Source organism: Imtechella halotolerans (genome assembly GCF_028743515.2).
Classification (GTDB): Bacteria; Bacteroidota; Bacteroidia; order Flavobacteriales; family Flavobacteriaceae; genus Imtechella; species Imtechella halotolerans.
This window is the reverse complement of sequence record NZ_CP117969.2, coordinates 2,577,860-2,600,292: the sequence shown is the minus strand read 5'-3', so window position 1 is coordinate 2,600,292 and position 22,433 is coordinate 2,577,860. Positions and strand designations below refer to the sequence as shown.

Annotated in this window: 24 protein-coding genes; 5 read left to right on the top strand and 19 right to left on the bottom strand. The window is 34.9% G+C overall.

From position 1 onward, the window contains the following. Positions 1–47: 47 nt before the first annotated feature. The gene (locus PT603_RS11625; protein WP_008236284.1) at positions 48–797 is read right to left on the bottom strand and encodes a lysophospholipid acyltransferase family protein; all 750 of its coding nucleotides are present in this window, start codon (positions 795–797) and stop codon (positions 48–50) included. Positions 798–928: 131 nt separating this feature from the next. Between PT603_RS11625 and trpS the strand changes: the two genes are divergently transcribed. The 3 genes from trpS (at position 929) to PT603_RS11610 (ending at position 3,759) form a co-directional block, all read left to right on the top strand. Next, complete coding sequence (gene trpS, locus PT603_RS11620) at positions 929–1,897, top strand: tryptophan--tRNA ligase (RefSeq protein ID WP_008236285.1); 969 nt, start codon at positions 929–931, stop codon at positions 1,895–1,897. A gap of 362 nt (positions 1,898–2,259) precedes the next feature. Beyond that, complete coding sequence (locus tag PT603_RS11615) at positions 2,260–3,192, top strand: HU domain-containing protein (RefSeq protein WP_008236287.1); 933 nt, start codon at positions 2,260–2,262, stop codon at positions 3,190–3,192. Positions 3,193–3,249: 57 nt separating this feature from the next. Next, the gene (locus tag PT603_RS11610; protein ID WP_008236289.1) at positions 3,250–3,759 is read left to right on the top strand and encodes an acyl-CoA thioesterase; all 510 of its coding nucleotides are present in this window, start codon (positions 3,250–3,252) and stop codon (positions 3,757–3,759) included. 32 nt (positions 3,760–3,791) lie between these two features. Here the strand turns inward: PT603_RS11610 and PT603_RS11605 are convergent, their stop codons facing one another. From PT603_RS11605 to PT603_RS11580, 6 genes are all read right to left on the bottom strand, one after another. Beyond that, positions 3,792–5,036, bottom strand: a complete 1,245-nt coding sequence (locus PT603_RS11605; RefSeq protein ID WP_008236290.1) for a murein hydrolase activator EnvC family protein — start codon at positions 5,034–5,036, stop codon at positions 3,792–3,794. Further along, positions 5,030–5,797: a lipoprotein insertase outer membrane protein LolB1 gene (gene lolB1 / locus PT603_RS11600; protein WP_008236292.1), complete on the bottom strand. Its 768-nt coding sequence runs from the start codon at positions 5,795–5,797 to the stop codon at positions 5,030–5,032. The genes PT603_RS11605 and lolB1 overlap by 7 nt, the downstream gene beginning before the upstream one ends. After that, positions 5,797–6,747: a tetratricopeptide repeat protein gene (locus PT603_RS11595; protein WP_008236294.1), complete on the bottom strand. Its 951-nt coding sequence runs from the start codon at positions 6,745–6,747 to the stop codon at positions 5,797–5,799. Before PT603_RS11595 ends, lolB1 begins: the two co-directional genes overlap by 1 nt. A 46-nt stretch (positions 6,748–6,793) precedes the next feature. Further along, a complete protein-coding gene (gene dut / locus PT603_RS11590; RefSeq protein ID WP_008236296.1) occupies positions 6,794–7,228 on the bottom strand; it encodes a dUTP diphosphatase in 435 nt (144 codons plus the stop codon). After that, positions 7,225–8,682, bottom strand: a complete 1,458-nt coding sequence (locus tag PT603_RS11585) for a lipopolysaccharide biosynthesis protein (protein ID WP_008236298.1) — start codon at positions 8,680–8,682, stop codon at positions 7,225–7,227. Before PT603_RS11585 ends, dut begins: the two co-directional genes overlap by 4 nt. 75 nt (positions 8,683–8,757) lie before the next feature. Beyond that, positions 8,758–9,246, bottom strand: coding sequence for a hypothetical protein (locus PT603_RS11580; protein ID WP_008236301.1), 489 nt, complete (start codon positions 9,244–9,246; stop codon positions 8,758–8,760). Positions 9,247–9,511: 265 nt separating this feature from the next. Here PT603_RS11580 and PT603_RS11575 point away from each other — a divergent pair, with 265 nt between their 5' ends. Together PT603_RS11575 and PT603_RS11570 are read left to right on the top strand one after the other, a co-directional pair. Then, complete coding sequence (locus PT603_RS11575; RefSeq protein WP_008236304.1) at positions 9,512–9,850, top strand: P-II family nitrogen regulator; 339 nt, start codon at positions 9,512–9,514, stop codon at positions 9,848–9,850. Positions 9,851–9,878: 28 nt separating this feature from the next. Further along, on the top strand, positions 9,879–11,117 hold the full coding sequence (locus tag PT603_RS11570; RefSeq protein ID WP_040488490.1) for an ammonium transporter: 1,239 nt from the start codon (positions 9,879–9,881) through the stop codon (positions 11,115–11,117). Positions 11,118–11,194: 77 nt separating this feature from the next. Here PT603_RS11570 and atpG read toward each other — a convergent pair whose 3' ends face one another. The 12 genes from atpG to PT603_RS11510 form a co-directional block, all read right to left on the bottom strand. Beyond that, positions 11,195–12,058, bottom strand: a complete 864-nt coding sequence (gene atpG / locus PT603_RS11565; RefSeq protein WP_008236307.1) for an ATP synthase F1 subunit gamma — start codon at positions 12,056–12,058, stop codon at positions 11,195–11,197. A 110-nt stretch (positions 12,059–12,168) separates the two neighbouring features. After that, on the bottom strand, positions 12,169–13,743 hold the full coding sequence (gene atpA, locus PT603_RS11560) for a F0F1 ATP synthase subunit alpha (RefSeq protein WP_008236309.1): 1,575 nt from the start codon (positions 13,741–13,743) through the stop codon (positions 12,169–12,171). A gap of 47 nt (positions 13,744–13,790) precedes the next feature. Beyond that, on the bottom strand, positions 13,791–14,345 hold the full coding sequence (gene atpH, locus PT603_RS11555) for an ATP synthase F1 subunit delta (RefSeq protein ID WP_008236311.1): 555 nt from the start codon (positions 14,343–14,345) through the stop codon (positions 13,791–13,793). A 13-nt stretch (positions 14,346–14,358) separates the two neighbouring features. Next, positions 14,359–14,859 carry a F0F1 ATP synthase subunit B gene (locus PT603_RS11550; protein ID WP_008236313.1) on the bottom strand — a complete coding sequence of 167 codons (501 nt, stop codon included), beginning with the start codon at positions 14,857–14,859 and terminating at the stop codon, positions 14,359–14,361. A 91-nt stretch (positions 14,860–14,950) separates the two neighbouring features. Further along, the gene (gene atpE, locus PT603_RS11545) at positions 14,951–15,145 is read right to left on the bottom strand and encodes an ATP synthase F0 subunit C (protein WP_008236315.1); all 195 of its coding nucleotides are present in this window, start codon (positions 15,143–15,145) and stop codon (positions 14,951–14,953) included. Between the two features lie 40 nt (positions 15,146–15,185). Further along, positions 15,186–16,322, bottom strand: a complete 1,137-nt coding sequence (gene atpB, locus PT603_RS11540; RefSeq protein ID WP_008236318.1) for a F0F1 ATP synthase subunit A — start codon at positions 16,320–16,322, stop codon at positions 15,186–15,188. Between the two features lie 139 nt (positions 16,323–16,461). Next, positions 16,462–16,857 carry a DUF6168 family protein gene (locus tag PT603_RS11535; protein ID WP_008236320.1) on the bottom strand — a complete coding sequence of 132 codons (396 nt, stop codon included), beginning with the start codon at positions 16,855–16,857 and terminating at the stop codon, positions 16,462–16,464. Further along, positions 16,854–17,081, bottom strand: coding sequence for an AtpZ/AtpI family protein (locus tag PT603_RS11530; RefSeq protein WP_008236322.1), 228 nt, complete (start codon positions 17,079–17,081; stop codon positions 16,854–16,856). The genes PT603_RS11535 and PT603_RS11530 overlap by 4 nt, the downstream gene beginning before the upstream one ends. After that, a complete protein-coding gene (locus tag PT603_RS11525) occupies positions 17,056–17,451 on the bottom strand; it encodes a bactofilin family protein (RefSeq protein ID WP_008236323.1) in 396 nt (131 codons plus the stop codon). The genes PT603_RS11530 and PT603_RS11525 overlap by 26 nt, the downstream gene beginning before the upstream one ends. A gap of 12 nt (positions 17,452–17,463) precedes the next feature. Beyond that, on the bottom strand, positions 17,464–20,010 hold the full coding sequence (gene porW / locus PT603_RS11520) for a type IX secretion system periplasmic lipoprotein PorW/SprE (RefSeq protein ID WP_040488492.1): 2,547 nt from the start codon (positions 20,008–20,010) through the stop codon (positions 17,464–17,466). Positions 20,011–20,168: 158 nt separating this feature from the next. Further along, entirely contained in the window at positions 20,169–20,864 is a 696-nt protein-coding gene (locus PT603_RS11515) for an ABC transporter ATP-binding protein (protein WP_008236334.1), read from the bottom strand. Positions 20,865–20,872: 8 nt separating this feature from the next. Continuing rightward, the gene (locus PT603_RS11510) at positions 20,873–22,348 is read right to left on the bottom strand and encodes a DUF5687 family protein (protein ID WP_008236336.1); all 1,476 of its coding nucleotides are present in this window, start codon (positions 22,346–22,348) and stop codon (positions 20,873–20,875) included. Between the last annotated feature and the right edge of the window lie 85 nt (positions 22,349–22,433).

The window sequence follows — 22,433 nt, the reverse complement described above, 5'->3', positions numbered from 1 at the left end:
GGCAGCAAATGCCATAAACCAAAAACCCTCGGTCCTCGAGGGTTTTTTTATGTCTTATTAGTTTTTTGAAGCTTCTTTAATAAAACAGATCTCACCTCATTTTTTAATTCCTCCTTATCCTTACTATCTAAGTGTGCAGTTTCAAAAAAACGGTGAATATACACCCTCATTCTACCCATACTACCGCTAAAAAATCGATATGAGAACCTGCGTTTATTATCTAAAAAACTCATTGGGACAATCGGAATACCATATTCTATGGCTAACCTGAAAGCTCCATCCTTGAATGTATCTAACAAAATATCTTCATCATCAGGCACCCCTCCTTCCGGAAAAATACATATACTCAATCCGCTATCCAACCTTTTTTTAGCACGCAAATAGACTGCCGATCTACTGCGAGCACTACTTCTATCAACCATAATACACACCCTCTTATAAAAAAAACCAAATAGTGGAAACTTGGCTAATTCTTTTTTACCGACAAACACAAAAGGATTCTTACTCGCTACCAACATCAACATAATATCGGTCATACTGCTATGATTGGCAATCAACATATAGCTCTTCCCTTTATCCAATTGTTGTTCCTCAGTAATTCTTGGGTAAAACCCCATCCCATATAATATGGTTTTGGCCCAAAAGTTTCTAGCAATCCAAAAAAAATAAGGATACCATTGTTCTCGAGAAGAAAACAACAATAAAAAAGGAAAACAAACTATAATTGGCAATGCTATGAGTATATAAAACCATAAACGCCAAAACACATAAAGTGGGTATTGAAATAACTTTCTCAACAGTACTCTTTTTGAAGCAGCTAAAAGTACAGCTTTTTTAAATACTCTTATACTATAAGATATTTTATCAAAATCTCTTTTGGCAAGCAGCCCCTCAATAGTTACCTTTGATTCCTTAAAAAAACAAAAATATGGCTCGTATACTTACTGGTATCCAAAGCACCGGCATTCCGCATTTAGGAAACATTTTAGGCGCTGTTATGCCTGCAATTAAAATGACGCAGAATCCAAACAATGAATCATTCATCTTTATCGCAGATATGCACTCTCTAACCCAGATTAAAAATGGTGAAGAACTTCGTTATAATACCTATTGTGTTGCTGCAACCTGGCTTGCCTTTGGATTAGATGTTAGTAAAGTTGTTTTTTATCGTCAAAGTGATGTACCACAGACAACGGAATTAACTTGGTATGTGAGCTGCTTTTTTCCATTTCAACGACTTACTTTAGCCCATTCATTTAAGGATAAAGCTGACAGACTAGAAGACGTAAATGCAGGACTATTTACATATCCTATGTTAATGGCTGCTGACATATTGTTATATGATGCAGAATTTGTTCCTGTTGGGAAGGATCAATTACAGCATCTTGAAATTACCCGAGATGCGGCCTCAAGATTCAATCACCAAATGGGTGATACATTTGTCTTGCCTGAAGCAGTTATTCAGGAAGAAGTAATGATTGTCCCAGGAACAGATGGAGAAAAAATGAGTAAATCTCGTAACAACTTTATCAATATTTTTCAAGATGATAAATCTTTACGAAAACAGGTAATGAGTATTCAAACAGATAGTACACCACTAGAAGAACCAAAAAATCCAGATACCTGCAACGTTTTTGCTCTATACAAACTAATGGCCACTACTGATCAAGTCAATCAGATGCGAAGAAATTATACTGAAGGGAATTACGGATATGGTCATGCCAAGCAAGCATTATATGAACTTATTATTGACTTCTTTGAAGTACCTAGAGCTAAATTTGCTTACTATATGGACAATCTTAATGAAATAGACAAGGAATTAAAAAAAGGGGCTGAGAAAGCAACAACCATTGCTAATGATGTCCTTAGTAGAGTACGATCTAAACTAGGATACTAATAAAAAGTTCTAAAATCCAACACAAAACTTAAGGGAAGGCAGCTGCCTTCCCTTATAAATGTTCTAAAATCACTTTCCTACAAACCCACCAATCATCCTACAATTTATTCAATTGATAACACTTTTGCTTTATAAAGATTTTTGAATTTCTTATACTTAACTTTAAAATTGAGATAAAAACACCAAATTACAATGTCTTAAGTTGAACAATATTTGACCTTACCATGTACTTTCATTAGAAATCAGGCCATTTCACCATCTAACTCACTGACATTCTGAATAACGCAATCCAAGTTGCCAATTGTTAAAAAATTGTCAACAGTCCATTTCCATCTTCAAAAAAAAATCCTCATATTTGTTTAATGCGACTAGAATATTACATACACGACTTACTATATAGATATCAATGCGTTACCGTTCCTGGTTTTGGCGCATTTATAACGAATTACAAGCCTGCTCAGCTTTCTACGAGCACTCATACATTTTTTCCTCCATCAAAAGAAATTGCATTTAATGCCCAACTAAATTCAAATGATGGTCTACTGGTATCCTACATTGCAGAGTCAGACAAGCTTTCATATGATGAAGCTTTAGCTATGGTAAAAAGCCGTGTAACTATCTGGAATCAACAATTGGAACAAAATGAATGTCTAGTTTTAAAACAACTTGGAGAACTATGGATTAATTCCTCTCAAAAAATTCAGTTTCAACCTTCGCTTACAACTAATTATCTTACAGAATCCTTTGGACTAACCTCATTTGTTTCTCAAGAAATTACTCGTGAAGTATTAAAACAAGAAGTAGCCTCTCTAGAAGAAAAAGCCCCAATACGTTTTACCCCAGAGAAACGCAGAATACCTGCTTTTGTTAAATATGCCGCTGTATTAGCCTTAACCGCTTCATTAGGTCTTGTTGGTATGGATTCCTATCAGCAACAACAACAGATTCAACTACAAATTGTTGAACAAGAAGCTCAGGCCAAGGTTGCCAAAACTATTCAGCAAGCAACCTTCTTTGACGCTGAACCTATAGAATTACCTTCCTTAAAATTGAATATCATTAAAGAACCCATGCCATATCACGTGGTTGCAGGCGCTTTTAGAGTTTCAGAAAATGCGGATAAAAAAGTCGAAGAACTAAAAGCCGAAGGCTATAAGGCTTCAAAAGTTGGCGTAAATAAATATGGCCTCCATCAAGTTGCATATCAAAGCTTCGCTACTATGGACGCAGCAAATGCCTTCCTTGAAATACTTAAAACTAAACAAAAAGAGGGTTGGGTACTTATTTCAGAATAACATCTTTTCTCCTTTTTTGTATGCCTTTTTGCGAATATCTTTGCAAAAATTTTTGGTATGAAAGCAAAGACTCCTAGTGAATCACGTACAACATTAACAGATTTAGTACTCCCGAGCGAGACAAATCCATTAAATAATCTTTTTGGAGGTGAACTTTTGGCCCGTATGGATCGTGCAGCGAGTATTGCCGCTCGTCGTCATTCAAGACGTGTTACTGTAACTGCTTCTGTGAATCATGTCGCATTTAACCGTGCCATTCCTCTTGGAAGTGTTGTTACAGTAGAAGCAGCCGTCTCACGCGCTTTTAAAAGCTCTATGGAAATCTATATTGATGTTTGGACGGAAGACAGGGAAAGTGGTATTAAAACAAAGGCAAATGAAGCCATATATACATTTGTAGCTGTGGACGAAACCGGTCGTCCAGTAGAAGTTCCAGAACTTATTCCTGAAACCGAACTTGAAAAACAACGTTTTGAGGCCGCCCTAAGACGTAAACAACTAAGCCTTGTATTGGCTGGAAAAATGAAACCTCAAGAAGCAACAGAGCTTAAAGCTATTTTTCAATAATAAAAATCCACACAATTGTGTGGATTTTTTAGTTACATCTTAGCTATCCATTGCTCAGGATTAAGCTTTACCGTATCCTTATATAAGAAAAACTTCATTTCTGTTTTACCAGTTATTGGATTGGTAACGATTGCTCCTAATGATTGTTTTGCCTTTACCTTTTCACCCTTTCTTACATATACATCAGATAGATTGTAATAGGTTGTAATATAATTTCCATGTCGAACTTGAACGGCCTTATTTCCACCAGGAATAGCTATTATTGCGGAAATTTCCCCATCAAATATGGCTCGAGCTTTCGCTCCTTGGATGGTAGCAATTGTAACCCCATTATTATTGTGTTTGACATCTGGATAAACAGGATCCGCATATTGTCCATATCCCTGGGATTTATAACCACGTTCTACAGGCCAGATCAGACTTCCTTTATTAGCTGCAAAATTATTAGCTATTAGTCGTCCTTCAGGAGTAAGTGCAAAGGTGGTTGCACTGCCACCAGTAGCTTTGGCACCAGCTTTTTTATTACTTTCAGCTATAGCTTCCCTAATAAGCTTTTGAATTTGCCTATCAAGCTCATCTGCTTGACTCCTTTTCTGTTTAATTTGGCTAGCATACTCCCCTTCCTTCTTTCGTATTGAATTTACTAACTGTTCTTGTTGCGATCTTTCAGTCTGGAGCTCTTGCTGGGCCTTTCTATTCTCTGCAACCAATCGTTCCTTTTCTTTTCGTTGTACAATTAAAGTAGTATTAAGTTGCTGTAATTCCTCCGTCTTTTTCTGAATTTCCACCCCTTGTTCTTTACGAAAATTAGTGTATTGTTTCATATACTGGAGCCTTTTGTACCCTTGTAAAAAAGTTTCTGAGGATAATAAAAACATTAATCTACTTTGCTGAGATTTACTTTTATAGGAACGAACTATCATTTTCGCATAATCTTCTTTAAGCTTAACTAGGTCATTTCTCAAAGATTCAATTTTACGCATATTGCCATTAATCTGCCTATTTAACAAGTTAGCTTGTTGATTTGTAACTCTTATCAACTCTTGTTGCATTCGTATTTTTTGATTTAAATCTTCAACCTGTGAAAGAATAGAAGTTCTCTTTTTGGCCTGTTGATTTAATAAACTATTTATTTGCTTAATCTCATTAAGAAGTTGAGTCTTTCTAGCTTCTAGGTTTTGCTGTTCTTTACTTTGCCCACTACCAGAGAACATTGCAATAAATAGCAACAAGCAAGTTAAAAAATATGTTCTTCCAGTCCAGTTCATAGCTACCATTCTATTTCTTTATACCCATTTGGAATACTGTAAGGAAAATTAACCTTATCATTAAGTTGTATGTTCTTATATTGAATGTCAATAATCAATTGTTTATCGTTTTCTTGAGCTAAAATTCGAAATGCCTCAGGAACTATTTTATTACCTACCTCTTGATAAGAACGATACCAAACAAGCAATGACTTATCTTCAGAATCTTTAATAAACTGTTGTGAACGTAATTTGAAATGTCCAGGATCCACAAGAAATATTTTACTTAATACACTTGCCTGGTTTTGGGCTTTAAGCTCATATGCTTCAGAATTAGATTCTAAAACACATGATTCCTTATTTAAATTAAAAACTGCCTGTCCTAAAAGAAGGTTTTGTACCTTTTCGAAATTCAATTCCAGCCCCAAAAGATGGCTCAAATATGAAAAATCACCATCAAAATAAGTTTTGTCCATTTTATTATAAAAACTTACATGTTCCGGAGTAATATAAACCTTAACCATACCCAAGGTTGCACTAAGCCATATTGCTTTGTCCTTTTCCATACGCATAGTAAGTGTAGCACCCTGCTCAGAATTTCCATCATTAAAATCTACCTGCATTCTACCAGTAAGAGTCTTAAAATTAAGCTCGTTAGTGTAATGACTTTTTATAACATTGCGCGTGGACAAGGAAGAATCTACTTCACCTTTTACTGTGAACCTACTTGTTTTACAACCTATGGCTACAAAAAGTAGCATTAATGAAAAATATTTTATTTTTTTGAGCATTACTGTGACAGTTTTTTAGCTTTCTGTGTATAAAATGTTGCCTTCTGTGTATCACCTAAAGTTGTATATGCAGACGACATTTGTTCATATATAATACGTTCCAGTACCAAATCATCCACTAAATAATCTAACGCAACAGCAAGTGATTCCAAGGCTTGTTTTGGCTTATTCAATCCATTATACGCCATCCCTTGAGAAACATAAAATCGTGCCTCAGCGGGATATAATTCTAATGCCTCTTGAACTAGCTTTAGCATCGTAATATAGGATTTTCTAGACAACTCCTCCTCTATGGATTTTACATAGTTAGAAACCACATTTACACCTTCCGCGGCCGATTTTTCAATTGAAGCAGGAATTGTATTTGAATCAGACTTATTTAATTTGCTTAATTGATATTCTATCCGAGCTCTTTGTTGTACCCTCTTAGAAGATTTTCCATTCATATCCCCCAAAGTGTTTAACAAAAGAAGTGCCTCTTTGGCAAATCCCCTGTTTAAATATAGATTTAATAATTGCTCCTTATGGATATCACTTTTTTTGGCAAGGTTTTCAACCATTTCCATGGCCTTAGAAGTACCTTCAATGGTCTCATATGTTTTAAAAAGCTGATCTAAATACCAATAATTATCAGGATTGTATTCTACAGCTTTAAACAAGTAAACTGCTGCTTCATCAAATTTTTTTAAAGCAAAATAATTTATCCCTAATTCATAATCTACTGCAGTTTCCAACGGCTGTAACTTTTTACACTTAATCAATAAGTTAATTGCCTTGTCGTAGTTTTCAATACCTTTTTGTTTTAAGGCTTCAAAAAAATACTCCTGAAATTCATCAGAATACAACTCTAGGGATATCTCCGCACTTTCTTCTTCTTGGGCACACGCTTGGTATGGGGTAATCACCCACCCTAACAGAATAAACATCCCCCAAGAAAAAAGGTATTTCATGTAATATAATTTTTAATTCTTTCCTATCAAAAGACATTCCAAAAAACTATTTTAACCCTGTGCTTCCAAAACCACCAGTTCCACGAGTTGTTTCTGACAACTCCTGCACTTCTTCCCACTGAGCCCTTTCATGTTTTGCTATAACTAATTGAGCAATACGCTCCCCGTTTTCAACAGTGAACGACTGATTGCTTAAATTCACCAAAATAACACCAATTTCACCCCGATAATCAGCATCAACTGTTCCGGGGGCATTCAGCACTGTAATACCGTATTTAGCTGCCAAGCCGCTTCGAGGACGTACTTGGGCTTCATATCCGATAGGTAATTCTATAAACAATCCAGTCTTTACAATAGCTCTCTCTAATGGTTGTAACGTTATAGGTTCTGGAATATTGGCCCGAATATCCATTCCAGCAGAAGCAATAGTTTCATAGGTTGGTAAAATATGCTCCGATTGGTTAATTATTTTTATAATCATTTTTTTAAAAGTATTTTTTTAAGTTCTTTTTTCTCAAATGCAACAATGAGCAGTAAAAATAGCAAAACAAAGGTAGAACCTATAAAAAGATTGCGATCAAAGACATAAAATGCCAATCCGGAAAAGAGTATTGAAGTTAAAAGATAGGTGCCAATTTTTCTCAAATTATAAGGGACTGGATAATATTTTTGACCAAAATAAAAGGATGCAATCATCATAGAACTATATGCAGCAAGGGTTGCAATTGCTGACCCTTTGTAGCTCATATGCGGTATTAAAACAAAATTAAGTACAAGCGTTACTGCAGCTCCCACAACCGAAATATAAGCTCCAAAACTAGTTTTATCTGTTATTTTATACCACACTGATAAATTATGATAAATCCCTAAACATAAATTAGCTAAAAGTATAAAAGGGACTACCCAAAGTGCCTCCCAATATTCCTTCTCCGGTAATAACATTAACTTTAAGATATCAGTATAAACCACTACAAAAAGCAAAATAAACGAACCGAAAATAGTAAAATAGAGGGTAATATTGGCGTAAGTGTCTTTTGCGTTTTTCTTATTAGCATGACTAAAGAAAAAAGGTTCTACTCCAAGTTTAAAAGCGGTTATAAATAATGTCATAAACACTCCAAGTTTATAACATGCTGCATAAACACCTACTGACGCATCAGCAGTTTCGGCCGGAAGAAGGCTACGTAGAATTATCCTATCAAAGCCTTCATTAATAGAAAAAGCAATTCCCGCAACTAAAACAGGAAAAGCATATAAAAACATTTTCTTCCACAATACCCTATCAAAACCAAAACCTATACGAAAGTACAGCGGTAATACCACAATAAAGGTGACGACACTTGCCATCAAATTGGCAATAAAAATGTAATGAACCTTATTATCAAACAAAGCATACTCAAATATACTTTGAGCATCTTCAACAACGATTTGAGGCAGTACTAAAAAGAAAAAGACATTCAAAAGTAAATTAATCACTACATTAAAAATCTTGATTGCGGAGTACTTAATTGGCATTTGTTGATTACGATACCATGCGAATGGAATAACAACTAAAGCGTCAAAAAACAAAATCAAAAGGGCGTAAAGAATAAAATCTACCTTGTAATTAAGCCAATCTGAAATAAATTCTTTCAAAAGAAACCCTAAAAATAAAAAAGCTAGAGAGGATATAAAGATGGAGGTAAGCGCAGTAGCCTGAACTTCTGCTTTACGTTCACTCTTATTTATAAAGCGAAAAAAAGCAGTCTCCATTCCATAGGATAATAACACATTACCCAAAATAAGATATACTATTAAACTTGAATAAATCCCATAGTCTGATTTGGGTAATTCGTGTATATAAAGCGGGGTGAGTATAAGCCCTAATACTCTAGGCAATACTGTTGCCAACCCATAAATAAACGTGTGTTTAAAAAGTTTCTGTAGTGCCCCCAAGGATAGCTGAATTAGAAAGCACTAAAGTATTCATTTCTACAGCTGCAAACAACTACTTAAGTGAATTTTGTTTTACTATCGTTGCTCTTCTAAAGATGACTCAGTAATGTTTTCGATTTTGAAATAGAATAACTTGGTGTTTTTCACAAAGGAGACAATGGCTTCATTTGGTCTTAAATCAAACGGCACATCTGAAACCCCATCTAACAAGGTATTTCTAGCCTCTTTTGCAGGGTCAGCATGCATAACGATCTCTTTTTCATGAAATGGGGTTTTATAAAATTTAGCCCTATATAAACTCCATTTATCTTGATTTGAGAAATACTCCATTTTAGACTTTTTCCCTCTAAAATAAACACTGTCAAGCAAAATCCCCTCTTTCAAGACAACTTGGACAAATAAATAGTCTCCAGTATCTTCTGATTCAATGCCTGAGACCCCTGAAGAATATTTTACTTCACCCACTTCAAACGGAGGCATATCAAGTAGTAACCTTTGACTATTACATCTAGAAAAGCCTAATAGGCCTAACAGTACCATGGATAATATGATCAAAGGTTTCATCTTTATTGTATTTAGTTTAAATATAATAGTTTAAAAATTAATACCCAAAAGCAATATTAGGAATATTAAGCGACCCCATATGGTCTTGGCAAATCACAAAAAAATGTGGAAAGTAATAAATACAAATAATTAATATTATTATCATATAAATGTATACCCCTAAAATAATTAGGGGTAAAATTAAATAAATAATAAAAATATCAATCAAAGACCTCTAATTATGCCCCTATATACCATAAAACAATACATTTATATAAAAAATACTATGAAAAAAATAGAAGCCATTATTAGAAAGTCAAAATTTGAGGATGTTAAAGATCAACTTCACCTCATTGGAATTAATTTTTTTAGCTACTGGGATGTTACTGGAATAGGAAACGAAAAACAAGGTCATGTTTATCGAGGAATAACTTATAGCACTTGCGACATTCAACGCAGCTATATTTCTATAGTTGTCAACCAAAAGGAGGTTTCAACTACTATAACAGCAATTTTAAATGCAGCCTATACTGGGGAAGTTGGTGATGGGAAAATATTTGTTTCTAACATTGAAAATGCCTTTCGAATAAGAACAAAAGAAACTGGAAAGGAATCTTTACTATAATCTATGTCATTAAAATTAAATACATAATATGGACACTACAACATTAACGATTAACAATGTATGGATGATGATTTGCACAGGTTTAGTCTTTTTCATGCATTTAGGATTTTCATTTTTAGAGATTGGTCTAACTCGACAAAAAAACACCATAAATATCCTGTTTAAAAACCTATTTATAATTTGTATTGGCCTTCTGTTATATTCTTTGGTAGGCTTCAACCTCATGTATCCAGGAGCATTTAACGGTGTATTAGGAAGCGCAGGTATTGGCTTGCACGAACCACTGATTAACAACTCTTTAGATCTTTCATACAATAAGGGATATACTTATTGGACAGATTTTCTCTTTCAAGGAATGTTTGCTGCAACTGCTGCAACAATAGTATCTGGGGCAGTTGCAGAGCGGATAAAACTAAGTAGTTTCATGATTTTCACTATCATATATGTAGGATTAATATACCCTATTACAGGATCCTGGAAATGGGGTGGAGGCTTTTTAAACAATTGGGGATTTTATGACTTTGCTGGCTCAACATTAGTTCATAGCGTTGGAGGATGGGCAGCACTTGTAGCTATTTCACTTCTAGGAGCACGTCTAGGAAAGTTCGATGAAAAGGGAAAGCCAAGAGCTATCCCTGGACACAATCTACCCACAGCAACCGCCGGAGTATTGATTTTATGGCTGGGCTGGTTTGGATTTAATGGAGGTTCTGTACTTTCGGCTGATCCAGGAGCCACATCCTTAGTATTAGTTACCACCTCAATAGCTGCCGCATCAGGAGGAATTGGGGCATTTATATTCTCGTGCATATTATATGATAACCATGACCTAACCATGTTTTTAAACGGTATTCTAGGAGGATTGGTAGCTATTACTGCAGGTGCAAATCTTATGTCACCTTCAGAGGCAGTCCTTATTGGAATAGTAGCTGGATTGTTAGTAGTTATTGGAATTGCTTTTGTAGACCGGATTCTAAAATTAGATGATCCAGTAGGTGCAGTGGCAGTGCATCTAATTTGTGGAATATTTGGAACATTATCAGTGGGAATATTTGGAAAATTAGCTAGCTGGAATCAATTTTCAATTCAATTGGCAGGTCTCTTAATTATTGGAGCATTTTGTTGTTCAACAGCCTATATTATCCTATACCTTCTTAAGAAAACCATGGGAATTCGAGTTTCTAAAAGAGAAGAAATTGAAGGTTTGGACATACATGAACATGGAGGAATGGAAGCTTATCCAGACTTCAGATTAAATCAACACTAAATAAAGGGAGCAGTATTTGAAATAAAAAAAGCCTAGCAAAATTGCCAGGCTTTTAGTTTTATATAGAATTGTGTATACTACCCATTCAATGCTTCAGCTCCACCAACGATTTCAAGGATCTCATTAGTAATTGCAGCTTGACGTGCTTTATTATAAGTTAATTTCAATTGATTTCTTAGCTCCGTAGCATTATCAGTTGCTTTATGCATAGCTGTCATACGAGCACCATGCTCAGAGGCAAATGAATCACGAATTGCTTTATACAATTGAGTTTTAAGTGATTTTGGTATAAGAGTCTCAACAATCTCAGCCTTTGAAGGCTCAAATATATAATCCAAGCTTACATTAGAATCAGATGATTCAACTTTCTTAATAGGCAAAAATTGTTCGGTAAATACAAGTTGAGTGGCTGCATTCTTAAAATGATTGTACACAAGAACGATTTTATCGTAAGTTCCATTAGCATACAACTCCATCAATTGATTGGCTATCACCGCAACTTTATCAAACGTAAGGTCATCATATACCTCATTGTTATTTGCAGTGACCGTAAAACTCTTCTTTAACACATCATTACCCTTCTTACCAATAGTAAGATAATGTACATTTTTGCCTGAATACGTAGAAGTTCCTAAATTCGAAGCCTGCTTAATAACATTTGAATTAAAGGCCCCACACAAACCACGATTGGAAGTTATAGCTACAACCAACACGTTATTAACCTCACGTTCAGTCGCATATACACTCCCCGTATTACCTTCCAAGGTAGCACTTAAACTTTGCAATAATTCAGTAAGTTTATCCGCATAAGGGCGCATGGCAGTAATAGCATCTTGAGCCTTTTTTAACTTAGCTGCAGAAACCATTTTCATCGCACTGGTAATCTGCATTGTTGAGCTTACCGAGGATATTCTATTGCGTATTTCTTTTAAGTTTGCCATATTCAGCGTTTCCTAAATCTTCTTCAGAAAATATGAAAGAATAATAGTTCATATTACTGAAGCATTGTTTTATAATTTTAGATTCCTATTTCTATGAAAGAAAAGTATTCTTAGTACTTAGAGGCTACCTCTTTAGACACCTGAGTCAACGCATCCGTTACTTCATCTGTAAGCTGACCGGCTTTTAAAAGATCCAAAATATTGCGATGTTTTGCGTTAAGCAATTCAAGAAAATCTCTTTCAAATTCCTTAACCTTTTCAACAGGAACATTACGCAACAGGTTCTTAGAACCAGCATAAATAATAGCCACCTGATCTTCTACAGTATAAGGGTCATTTTGAGCTTGCTTCAAAATTTCAACGTTACGCTTTCCTTTTTCGATTACATTTAATGTCGCAGCATCCAAATCTGATCCAAACTTAGCAAATGCTTCTAGTTCACGGAATTGAGCCTGGTCAAGTTTAAGTGTACCAGCTACCTTTTTCATAGATTTGATTTGTGCACTTCCTCCAACACGAGATACTGAAATACCAACGTTAATTGCAGGACGAACACCAGAGTTAAACAAATCTGACTCTAAGAAAATCTGACCATCCGTGATCGAAATTACGTTGGTAGGAATATATGCAGAAACGTCACCAGCTTGTGTTTCAATAATTGGCAAAGCAGTTAACGATCCACCACCTTTCACTACAGATTTTAAAGATTCTGGAAGATCATTCATTCCTTTCGCAATATCATCATCAGCAATTACTTTAGCAGCACGTTCTAACAAACGAGAGTGCAAATAGAAAACATCTCCAGGATAGGCCTCACGCCCTGGTGGTCTTCTTAACAACAAAGACACCTCACGATAAGCAACGGCCTGCTTTGAAAGGTCATCATAAACGATTAATGCAGGACGTCCTGTATCACGAAAATATTCTCCAATAGCAGCACCTGCAAATGGAGCATATACTTGCATTGGAGCAGGATCAGAGGCATTTGCGGCTACAATAACTGTGTAAGCCATTGCACCCTTATCTTCCAATGTTTTAGCAATAGATGCAACAGTAGAAGCCTTTTGACCTACTGCAACATATATACAAAACACCGGCTGTCCAGCATCAAAAAACTCCTTCTGATTTATGATAGTATCAATACAAACAGTTGTTTTTCCTGTCTGACGATCACCAATAACCAATTCACGTTGTCCTCGACCTACAGGAATCATTGCATCAATCGCTTTTACTCCTGTTTGAAGTGGTTCATTAACTGGTTGACGGAAAATAACTCCTGGAGCTTTACGCTCTAATGGCATTTCGTATAAAGTCCCTCCGATTGGTCCTTTTCCATCTATTGGATTTCCAAGGGTATCAACTACACGTCCAACCATTTCTTCACCAACTTTAATAGAAGCAATACGTTGAGTACGTTTAACAGTAGCACCTTCTTTAATATCTTTTGAAGGCCCTAGCAATACCACACCTACGTTGTCCTCTTCAAGGTTTAAAACCATTCCTTCCAAACCATTATCGAAGGCTACCAACTCACCATATTGTGCATTAGACAACCCGTATACACGAGCGATACCGTCACCAACCTGCAATACAGTTCCTACTTCTTCCAATGAAGCCGTAGCGTCAAAGTTGGATAGTTGTTTTTTTAAGATTGCTGATACTTCAGCGGCTTTAACTTCTGCCATCTTATTTAGTATTTAGATTAACTGCCATAGTTTTGGCAGGCTCTTTTTTAAATTTGTGAAACGTATAAATTGTTCGAAAACTCTCTTTTTAACTGACCTAATTTGTGAGATACACTAGCATTAAACTGCATATCACCCAATCTAAGTATAAAACCGCCAATAATGCTTTCATCTACTTTGTTTTCAATAGTAACATTAGCAGTGGTTAATTCTTTAATTTTACCCATTACTTTAGCCTTCATAGCTTCTGTAAGCGGTACAGCTGTAGTAACTACGGCTATTTTATTTCCTTTAAGCTCATTAAACAATACCTCATATTGTTGCGCAATAGCTTGTATCAAAGGTAATCGTTTATTAAGCAACAACAATTCGAAAAGGTTTTTGGTAATTGGGGTAACAGTATTGAAAATTTCCAATAAACTAGCCTTTTTCAACTCATCTTTCACCACTGGATTATTCAGTAATGATTGAAGTTCCTGACTACCAGCTATAGTAGCATTAATTCCTACCATATCTGAAAACACAGCTTCTGTAGTCTGTTGCTCATGGGCAAGTTCTAATATGGCTTTAGCATATCGTATGGCTGCTCTAGTTCCGGTCATACTACTATATTAATTAGTTTAGCGTAACATCTTTCAACATACTATCTACCAATGCAGCTTGTTTTTCTTTATCAGAAAGTTCAGATTTCATAACCTTTTCAGCAATTTGGATAGATAGACCAGCTACTTGATTTTTAAGTTCGGCAACAGCAGCTTTCTTCTCACTTTCAATTGCAGCCTTAGCTTGCTCAATCATTTTCGAACCCTGAACTTCAGCTTCAGCTTTAGCATCTGCAATCATCTTCTCTTTTATTTCACGTGCTTCTTTAAGCATAGCATCCCTTTCTGCACGAGCCTCTGCAGCTAATTTCTCATTATCAGCTTTTAAATTAGCCATTTCTTTTTTAGCATTCTCGGCTGCATCTAGCGCATCTTGAATACCATCTTCTCTGGCTTGTAAAGCATTCAAAATAGGTTTCCAAGCAAACTTAGCCATTAATACAATAAGTATTAATAATACAACTGCTTGCATAATGAACAACCCGGGAGAAAAATCGTTTAATAACTTATCCATGTTATATATTTAATTAAGAGAACCTTCTAATTTACAATTGAAAACCTATTCCTGTAACCAACCGTTACAGAAATAGGCTTACTTTTTAAGATTACTTTCCTAGGAACAAAGCACCGAAGGCTAAACCTTCCAATAACGCTCCAATGATAATCATAGCAGTTTGAATTTTACCGGCAGCTTCAGGTTGACGTGCAATACCTTCCATTGCAGATCCACCGATTTTACCTAGTCCAAAACCAGCTCCGATTACGATTAAACCGGCACCTACTAAATTTGGAATTGTCATAATAATTGATTTATATAATTAAACAAATTCTTTTTCTAATTTAAATAATTGCATTGTCATGATCACCTAAGCCATCTTTACTGTGGTGCTCATCATGATGATGCTCTTCAACAGCCATCCCTATAAACAAAGCTGATAACATGGTAAAAATAAATGCTTGTAAAAATGCAACTAATAACTCAATAAGCATAATGAATAGTGTCAACACCAGGGAAAGACCAGTTGAACCCACAGGTGTAAGTAATGTTTTCAAAGTTATGGTGATTGCCACCAAACTCATCACAACTATGTGCCCAGCAGAAATATTTGCAAACAAACGAATCATTAAAGAAAAGGGTTTTGTGAACATACCCAACACCTCAATAGGAATTAGAATAATCTTCATGATAACAGGAACACCTGGCATCCAAAAAATATGCCCCCAATAATCCTTATTTCCACTAAATGTCGTAATCAAAAATGTAAATAGTGCCAAACAAAATGTAACTGCAATCTGGCCAGTAACATTAAAGCCTAGAGGGGTAAGACCTACCAAATTCGAAATCCATATAAAGAAAAACACCGTAAGCAAGAATCCCATATACTTACGATACTTCTTCTCACCAATATTAGGTTTTGCAATATCTTCTCTAACATATATAACTAAAGGCTCAAGTACACGAGCAAACCCAGTTGGTATCGGCCCTTTTTTGTATCCTTTAGCCAAAGAAGTGAATCCCCAAATCATTAACAGCCCAACAAATAGCATTCCTACAACACTTTTAGTTATAGAAAGGTCAAGAGGTCTTATATTAGTTGGATGACCGTGCTCATCTTTAGTAAGTGTACCTTCAGCATCGGTCTTATAAATTTTCCCGTGGTATAGTTTGTAATAATTACCATTACTTTCAGCAATTGTTTCACCATAATGAAACTTAGAGGACATAAACACTTGCAGTCCATTATCTACTAAAATTACCGGAAGTGAAAACCCGTAGTGCTTACCAGTTTCCCCATCAGTAAAGAATATAAAGTCATGCGAATCTTGAATGTGATGCAGGATATAATCAAGAATTTCCTCATCTGTGTCAATTGGATTTCCTCCTTGCGATTTGGTATCTGCTGCTAATGCTACAACTGAAACCAACATAATGGCCAAAGTTGCTAAAAATTTGATAGATTTTTGTGCTATCATCATAACCTGATATCAATATAAAATGTATGCTCCCTAAATTTCGGTGCAAAGCTACATAATTAATTAAAAATACAAACCCTTTTTAGTATTGTTTTTTGTTATTCCTTGTTATAGGTCATTTGTAAGAACAAACAACAGTAAACTATTTGGTATTCAACAACCTTGAAATAAAGAATACCTCAATAAATAAAAAAAGAAACATAGGAATTACCAATGCCAACTTCTCTGCCATAATAAACTCTACTTCTGAAAACATCAAATCCTGAAAGAGTAAAACAAAGATCCCAACCTTAATGAAGATAGTCCCTAGGTAAGCAAAGCCTGCTTGAGAAGGTACAATTGTAGCCAATAATTCAATTAAAAAATAAACTACGGCACTAGCAACAAAATGAAATGTATAAATCTTAAACAATGAAAAGGACAAAACGGTATTTCGCTGTTCTAATAAATACTCATGTAGATTAAAAAAAAGAACATATGCTAATGCTAGAATAAACAGGTTTCGCATTACTGTTTTAACTAAATAGGAAGAATTCATTCGCGCTTGGATAAGGACGTTACTTGACTTATAATACTAAGGATGGCTAGAATAACAGCCCCTAGAGTTACAAATTTTGTGTATAGCTCATCTGAATTAGGAAACTTTGAATCCAAATACACACCCAAAAGGTTTCCTAAATAAATGATGGCTCCCATTTGCAGAGCCGCACCGGATAGAGCTAGAAATTTGTTTGGTTTATTTTTTTTCTGCGGAAGTTTCACCCGTCATTATTTTATGACCATTTTTCATTTGGCAAGTTGCATTGAAAACTGCTCCTGGCTCAATCGAAAGTTTAGTAGCGGTAACCTCTCCTTCAATTACGGCTGAACTCTTTAATGAAAGCAGTTCTTTAGCTAAAAGGATCCCGTTAAAAGAGCCTTCAATATCGGCGCTAGCACATTCTATTTTACCTATAATTGAGCCCGATTTACCTATTACCACTTTTCCAGTAGTTTTTACTGTTCCTTCCAATCTTCCATCAACTCTGAAATCAGATTCTGAGGTCACATCTCCCTTAATTAAAGTGGTTCCAAGGATTCTGTTGCTAATTCCTGTGTTTTCTTGTGGGCTTTTTTTTGCTTCTTTAAACATGATTCGGGGTACTTAATTTAATGGATAAACATCCAAATTTTTATGAGTTTGAATAATTTGATAGTTGGGTGACGAAATTACAAAACTAGTTTGATTCACCCTATACTTTTTATGTTCATTTAAAATTTTCTGCACGGTTAACGCATTCTCTTTCAATTGAAAACCATGTAATACTACAAAAATTTCTTGAGAAGAATATACATCTTCAGAGAAGGTTATGTGCGAATAACTTATTTCTTTAAGAATTGATGTCAACCTATCTTCTAACAATTTTATATTTTCATCATCTCCTCTGTTAAATCTAAAAACAATTTTCCAATCCCCTTTACCTGATTCATCAAAAGTTTCCATCTCTAATCTTGGCAACACATCATCAATTGTTTCCTGAGCTTGTTTACCCTCTTCTGTGTTTGGATAATTTAGAGCTATATAGTTCAACGCTTCACTGAATACTCTTAAACCATTTAGTCTTCCTAATGCACTCGCTTTTAAAAGCTCAAATCTTGGTACAATTTCCTCTCCATGGTAATCTTTAACAGCTTGATCACACCGAGCAATTACAGATTCATATTCCTGATCTTGGAACTCTTTAAAAATTGATGCATAAACCTGTTCAGGATTATTCTCCGTATTTTCAAAAATGGCATTTGGGTTAAGTAATAATTGTGCATATCTTGATTCAGGATACTTAGTTACAATATTATTTTTGTAGACAGCAGCCTTTTCATTCCCTAAAAGAGTATAGAGCTTGTAAAGGTTATATTCCGCAGGAAGTTTCAACTTCTCTTCGGGCTGCATGACTAACAATGTTTCCAAGCGCTCAATTGCCAATGGATACTCAGCAAACTTATCCCTATACAACAACCCTAACTGATACAATGCATAATTTCGATCCATAACAAGGGTATCAATAGCACCTTGTCTAACAGGAATTTGATCTTCATAATAGGATACCGAATACAATTGTTCTTTCGGTACCTCGTGAGAGTCGACCTTTGTTTCTAAATCAACTACGTCAGAAATGGGTACTACTGTTGTTTTAGAATACCTCCAGTTATCTGTCAATTCACGTTCCCCCCACAATCTTCTGAATTCATTCTTACCATAGGCTATTGTAACATCATTGTAAAAATAAAAACTTTCACCTTGCTGACTCAGATCGGTTGCTGCATTTGGATTTCTAAAAAACGGATCAGGTTGAGTCGCTCGCCTTTTGTTCGCCTCCTCCTCTTGTTTTTGCTTTTTCTCCTCCTCCTCTTTAGCTATTAGTTTACTAATGACCTCCTCAAAATACAATTCACGCCCGTCTTCACCTAAAGAAACTAATTTTAAGATACTATCATTAGTTTGAACTAAGGTTTCATATGAAATCACTTGATCCAAATTATCCTTTTTCCTTTTCAGTGAAAGAAACTTTTTAGTATTTGAATCAAGATTTGTAAGCGTACTATCATAATAGGAGCCAGCCAATTTATAAGCCTTTTCATCAAACTTCATCTCCCCTATAGCTTCATAATTCAGTGCCACCAAATGCTTATTTGAAGAATTGGTTCTTAAGGATTTATTAAAATAAGATTCAGCCATTTCTAAAGAATCATTTTCCACATAAAACTCCCCAATCTGTCTAAAAATAATATCCAAATAAGGGCGATTCTCCCTATTTTCTTCTAGTTCCGTTAGAGTCTTTAGGAGAACATTTTTATCTCCTTGCCTCATATCAAATAGTTTTGCTTTCTGTATATGGGCATTGATCATATAAATACGCGGTGATTTCCTATTAAGATCAATGACTTTATCAAATGCCATAATAGCCGTATCTTCTATCCCAAGTTGCAAATACAATTGTCCAATAATGTAATTATATCGCCCCTTTTCGTCATTTTTCTTTGTATAGGTTGCGGCAATTTTAAGTTCCTGAACAGCACTATCCTTATGTTGAAGATTTATATATGCTTGAGCTAATGTTGCTTTAGCATCAGCGTATTCTTGGTCTTGAAGACGCTCTAATTTTATAAGACGTTTTAAATTATTAATGGCCAACTCTTCATTTTCTAATCGAAGGTTTACCTTTTCGCGCCATACTCTAGCTTGGTTAATTTTATCACTATTAGGATATTTATACAAGATGTAATTAAAGGCCTCCTGAGCCGGAATGAACCTCTGGTCATAATACCTTGCCATTCCCAATAATAAATAGGCCTCATCGATTTGAGGGTTTTTTTCCCTATTCCTAAACATCATTGAGTGTTTCTGAATGGCCTTAACAGCCTTTTCTTCTGCCTTTTGAAAGTAAGCATTACTCTCTTGGCCTGGCAAGATTATGGCTTCAGACAATTGAAGTCGTTCAATAGGTAAAATCTCCCAGTAATTGTCCTGATATTCATTATCTAGTGCCTCTACACCCTCATTTAAGGAGTTATATCCATTAAAAAGAACATTGTATTCAGTAACTACCGCTTGATAATTACGGTTAATAAATGCATCTTTTTTAGGAGAACAACTATAGATTCCTCCCATTATTACCATTAGGTAAGACACTATATAAAACTGTTTTTTCAAGGCTGATTGGCTGTGTTGGTTATAACTTCAAAACCACGTTTTTAGTATAAACTATTATGTAAAAATACATTTCTTTTTGGTTTAAATAAAAAAAGGCTTCGAAAAGCCTTTTTTAAAAGAAATGAAAAAACAATGATGTTTTAAGGGAACATCATATATTATAACGCAAAAAATGCCTCCAACTCTTTGAGTGTTTCTTGGGATGTTTGAATATCTTTTATAACCTCTCCTTTGTGTAACACAACTATTCGCTCTGATACTTCGGTTACATGCAATAAATCATGGCTAGATACAAGAATTGTAGTGTTCCTGTTTTCTGCGAGATCCTTTATAATTCTTTTTAAACGGATTTGTGTTGTAGGATCAAGATTAGCAAAAGGCTCATCAAGTATAATTACCTCAGGATTCCCGATAAAGGTAGCAACTATACCAACTTTCTTTTGATTTCCCTTACTCATATCTCTTAAGTACTTCTTTTGATTCAGAATTTCTCCATGAAAAAAATCTTCGAATTCGCCCAATAATGCATCAACATCAGCCTTGTTCTGACCTCGTAATTCACCAACAAAATAAAAATACTCTTCCGCAGTAAGATAGCCTATAAGGAAGCTTTCATCAATAAATGCAGCAGTAAAAGGTTTCCAGTTCTCATTCTCATTTACTACTACATCATTATTAACAACCCTACCAGTTGTGGGCTGAATCAAGTCTAATAACAAACTAAAAAAAGTAGTCTTACCAGCTCCATTATTCCCCACCAAACCAAAACTTTGTCCTTTAGGGATTTCCAATTCAGCTATATTTAAAACGGCTGTACCGTTATAATTTTTCGAAAGTTGTTCTACAATTATCATGGTTATGTTTATTTTTTATCGGCATAAGCCGCAACAGTTTTATATTTTCCTTTCTGATATATTCGTTCAATCCTATTTAAAAAATACCCTTTAAAAAGAAAGCATAGCAATCCAGTAAGACCTATGGCTACAAGCCCAGCATTCCAACTATCGAAAATTCTATAAGGAATATAAAATAAAATCATAGGTAAAATGATTTTAGGAAATGAAATGAGAAGTGAAGATGCAGAAAAGGCCTGTGTATTTCCAAACCCTTTAGCCTTTTCATTTAGTTTAATCGGTGTTCTATTTAGTGCACCACCCCATAAAACCAAAATACTGTTAACACCTATATTAAACATGGCTCCAGCAGCAATCATCCCAAAAATTTTAACCCCAAAATACAGATAAGGAATACTTAGCAAAAAAGACAACAATGTGCCTACAACCAACATCATCCATTTACTCTCCAAATACAATTTATACTTTATATTTTGGCTCATCATAAGCTTATAATACTCGCTATCCCATGAAGGAACATGTTGTCCAAAGGTCATTAAGAACCCTCCTGTTACAAAAATAGAGGCGAACGCTAAAATCGCAGGCATATTCATATAAATGTCCTGAGTAAAGAATATTAACCCATAGAATAAAAACAATATGGAAATCAACACCACCTGTTTAGGTCTTGCATTTCTACTTATCATTTTCAAATCATTCTTAAGAAAAGGAGCGACATTCCCAAAACGATTTAACCAAGCCATCTCATTTGAATTTGCAACAGTTACCTTTTGAGAAATTACGCCATCTATATAAAAATTATTATGTAAATAGTTGTAATTCAACCTGTAAAGTATCCCTGAAATCAATATTGGAATTACAATAGAAAATGCTGAATTATAAAATGCATAAAAAAACGTACCAACTATTTTAGTTACAGGATAAAACTCAAAATATTGGAGCCCTCCAAGTATTCCTAGTAGTATAACCAGAATAACAAAATATGGCTGATGTTTATTGATCAGAAAATTAATAAAATTAATACTAACCGTAATTGACAACATGGCCAAAAACCAACCTAATACTGATCCAACAGTATAGCCTTCAAATAGAAGGACAATAGTGAAAGGCACAAAGAAAAATAGGGGAAGTATGTTGAAAAATGACAATAAAGATTTACTCATCAAATAATGAATTACCTTTTTTTTGGGAACTGGAAGTACCATAAAAGGTTTGATATTCATTACGGGCAGTTTTTGCATGAAAAACCGGAAGACCAAATCAAATAAAAACCAATAAATCAACATATTATTTACAGTAATAAATGGGTCCTGATCCGGAAAAGCTTTTTTAAGAATATAAAAGACAGCTGCGCCCAATGCCAGAAATTCAACTATAAAAATTAGTGCAAAAAAGATTAGCAGTATTTTTAAGACTAACTTTTTAGAAAATGCGGGAGATCTAAAATAATTCTTCCACTCTAACGAAATGAAACTTCTAAACATATTGATTGGTTAAATTCTCATCAATAGGTATAAAATAGCCTCAATTTGTTACAATAAAAATATTGTCTTGCGTATTTTTGCCAAA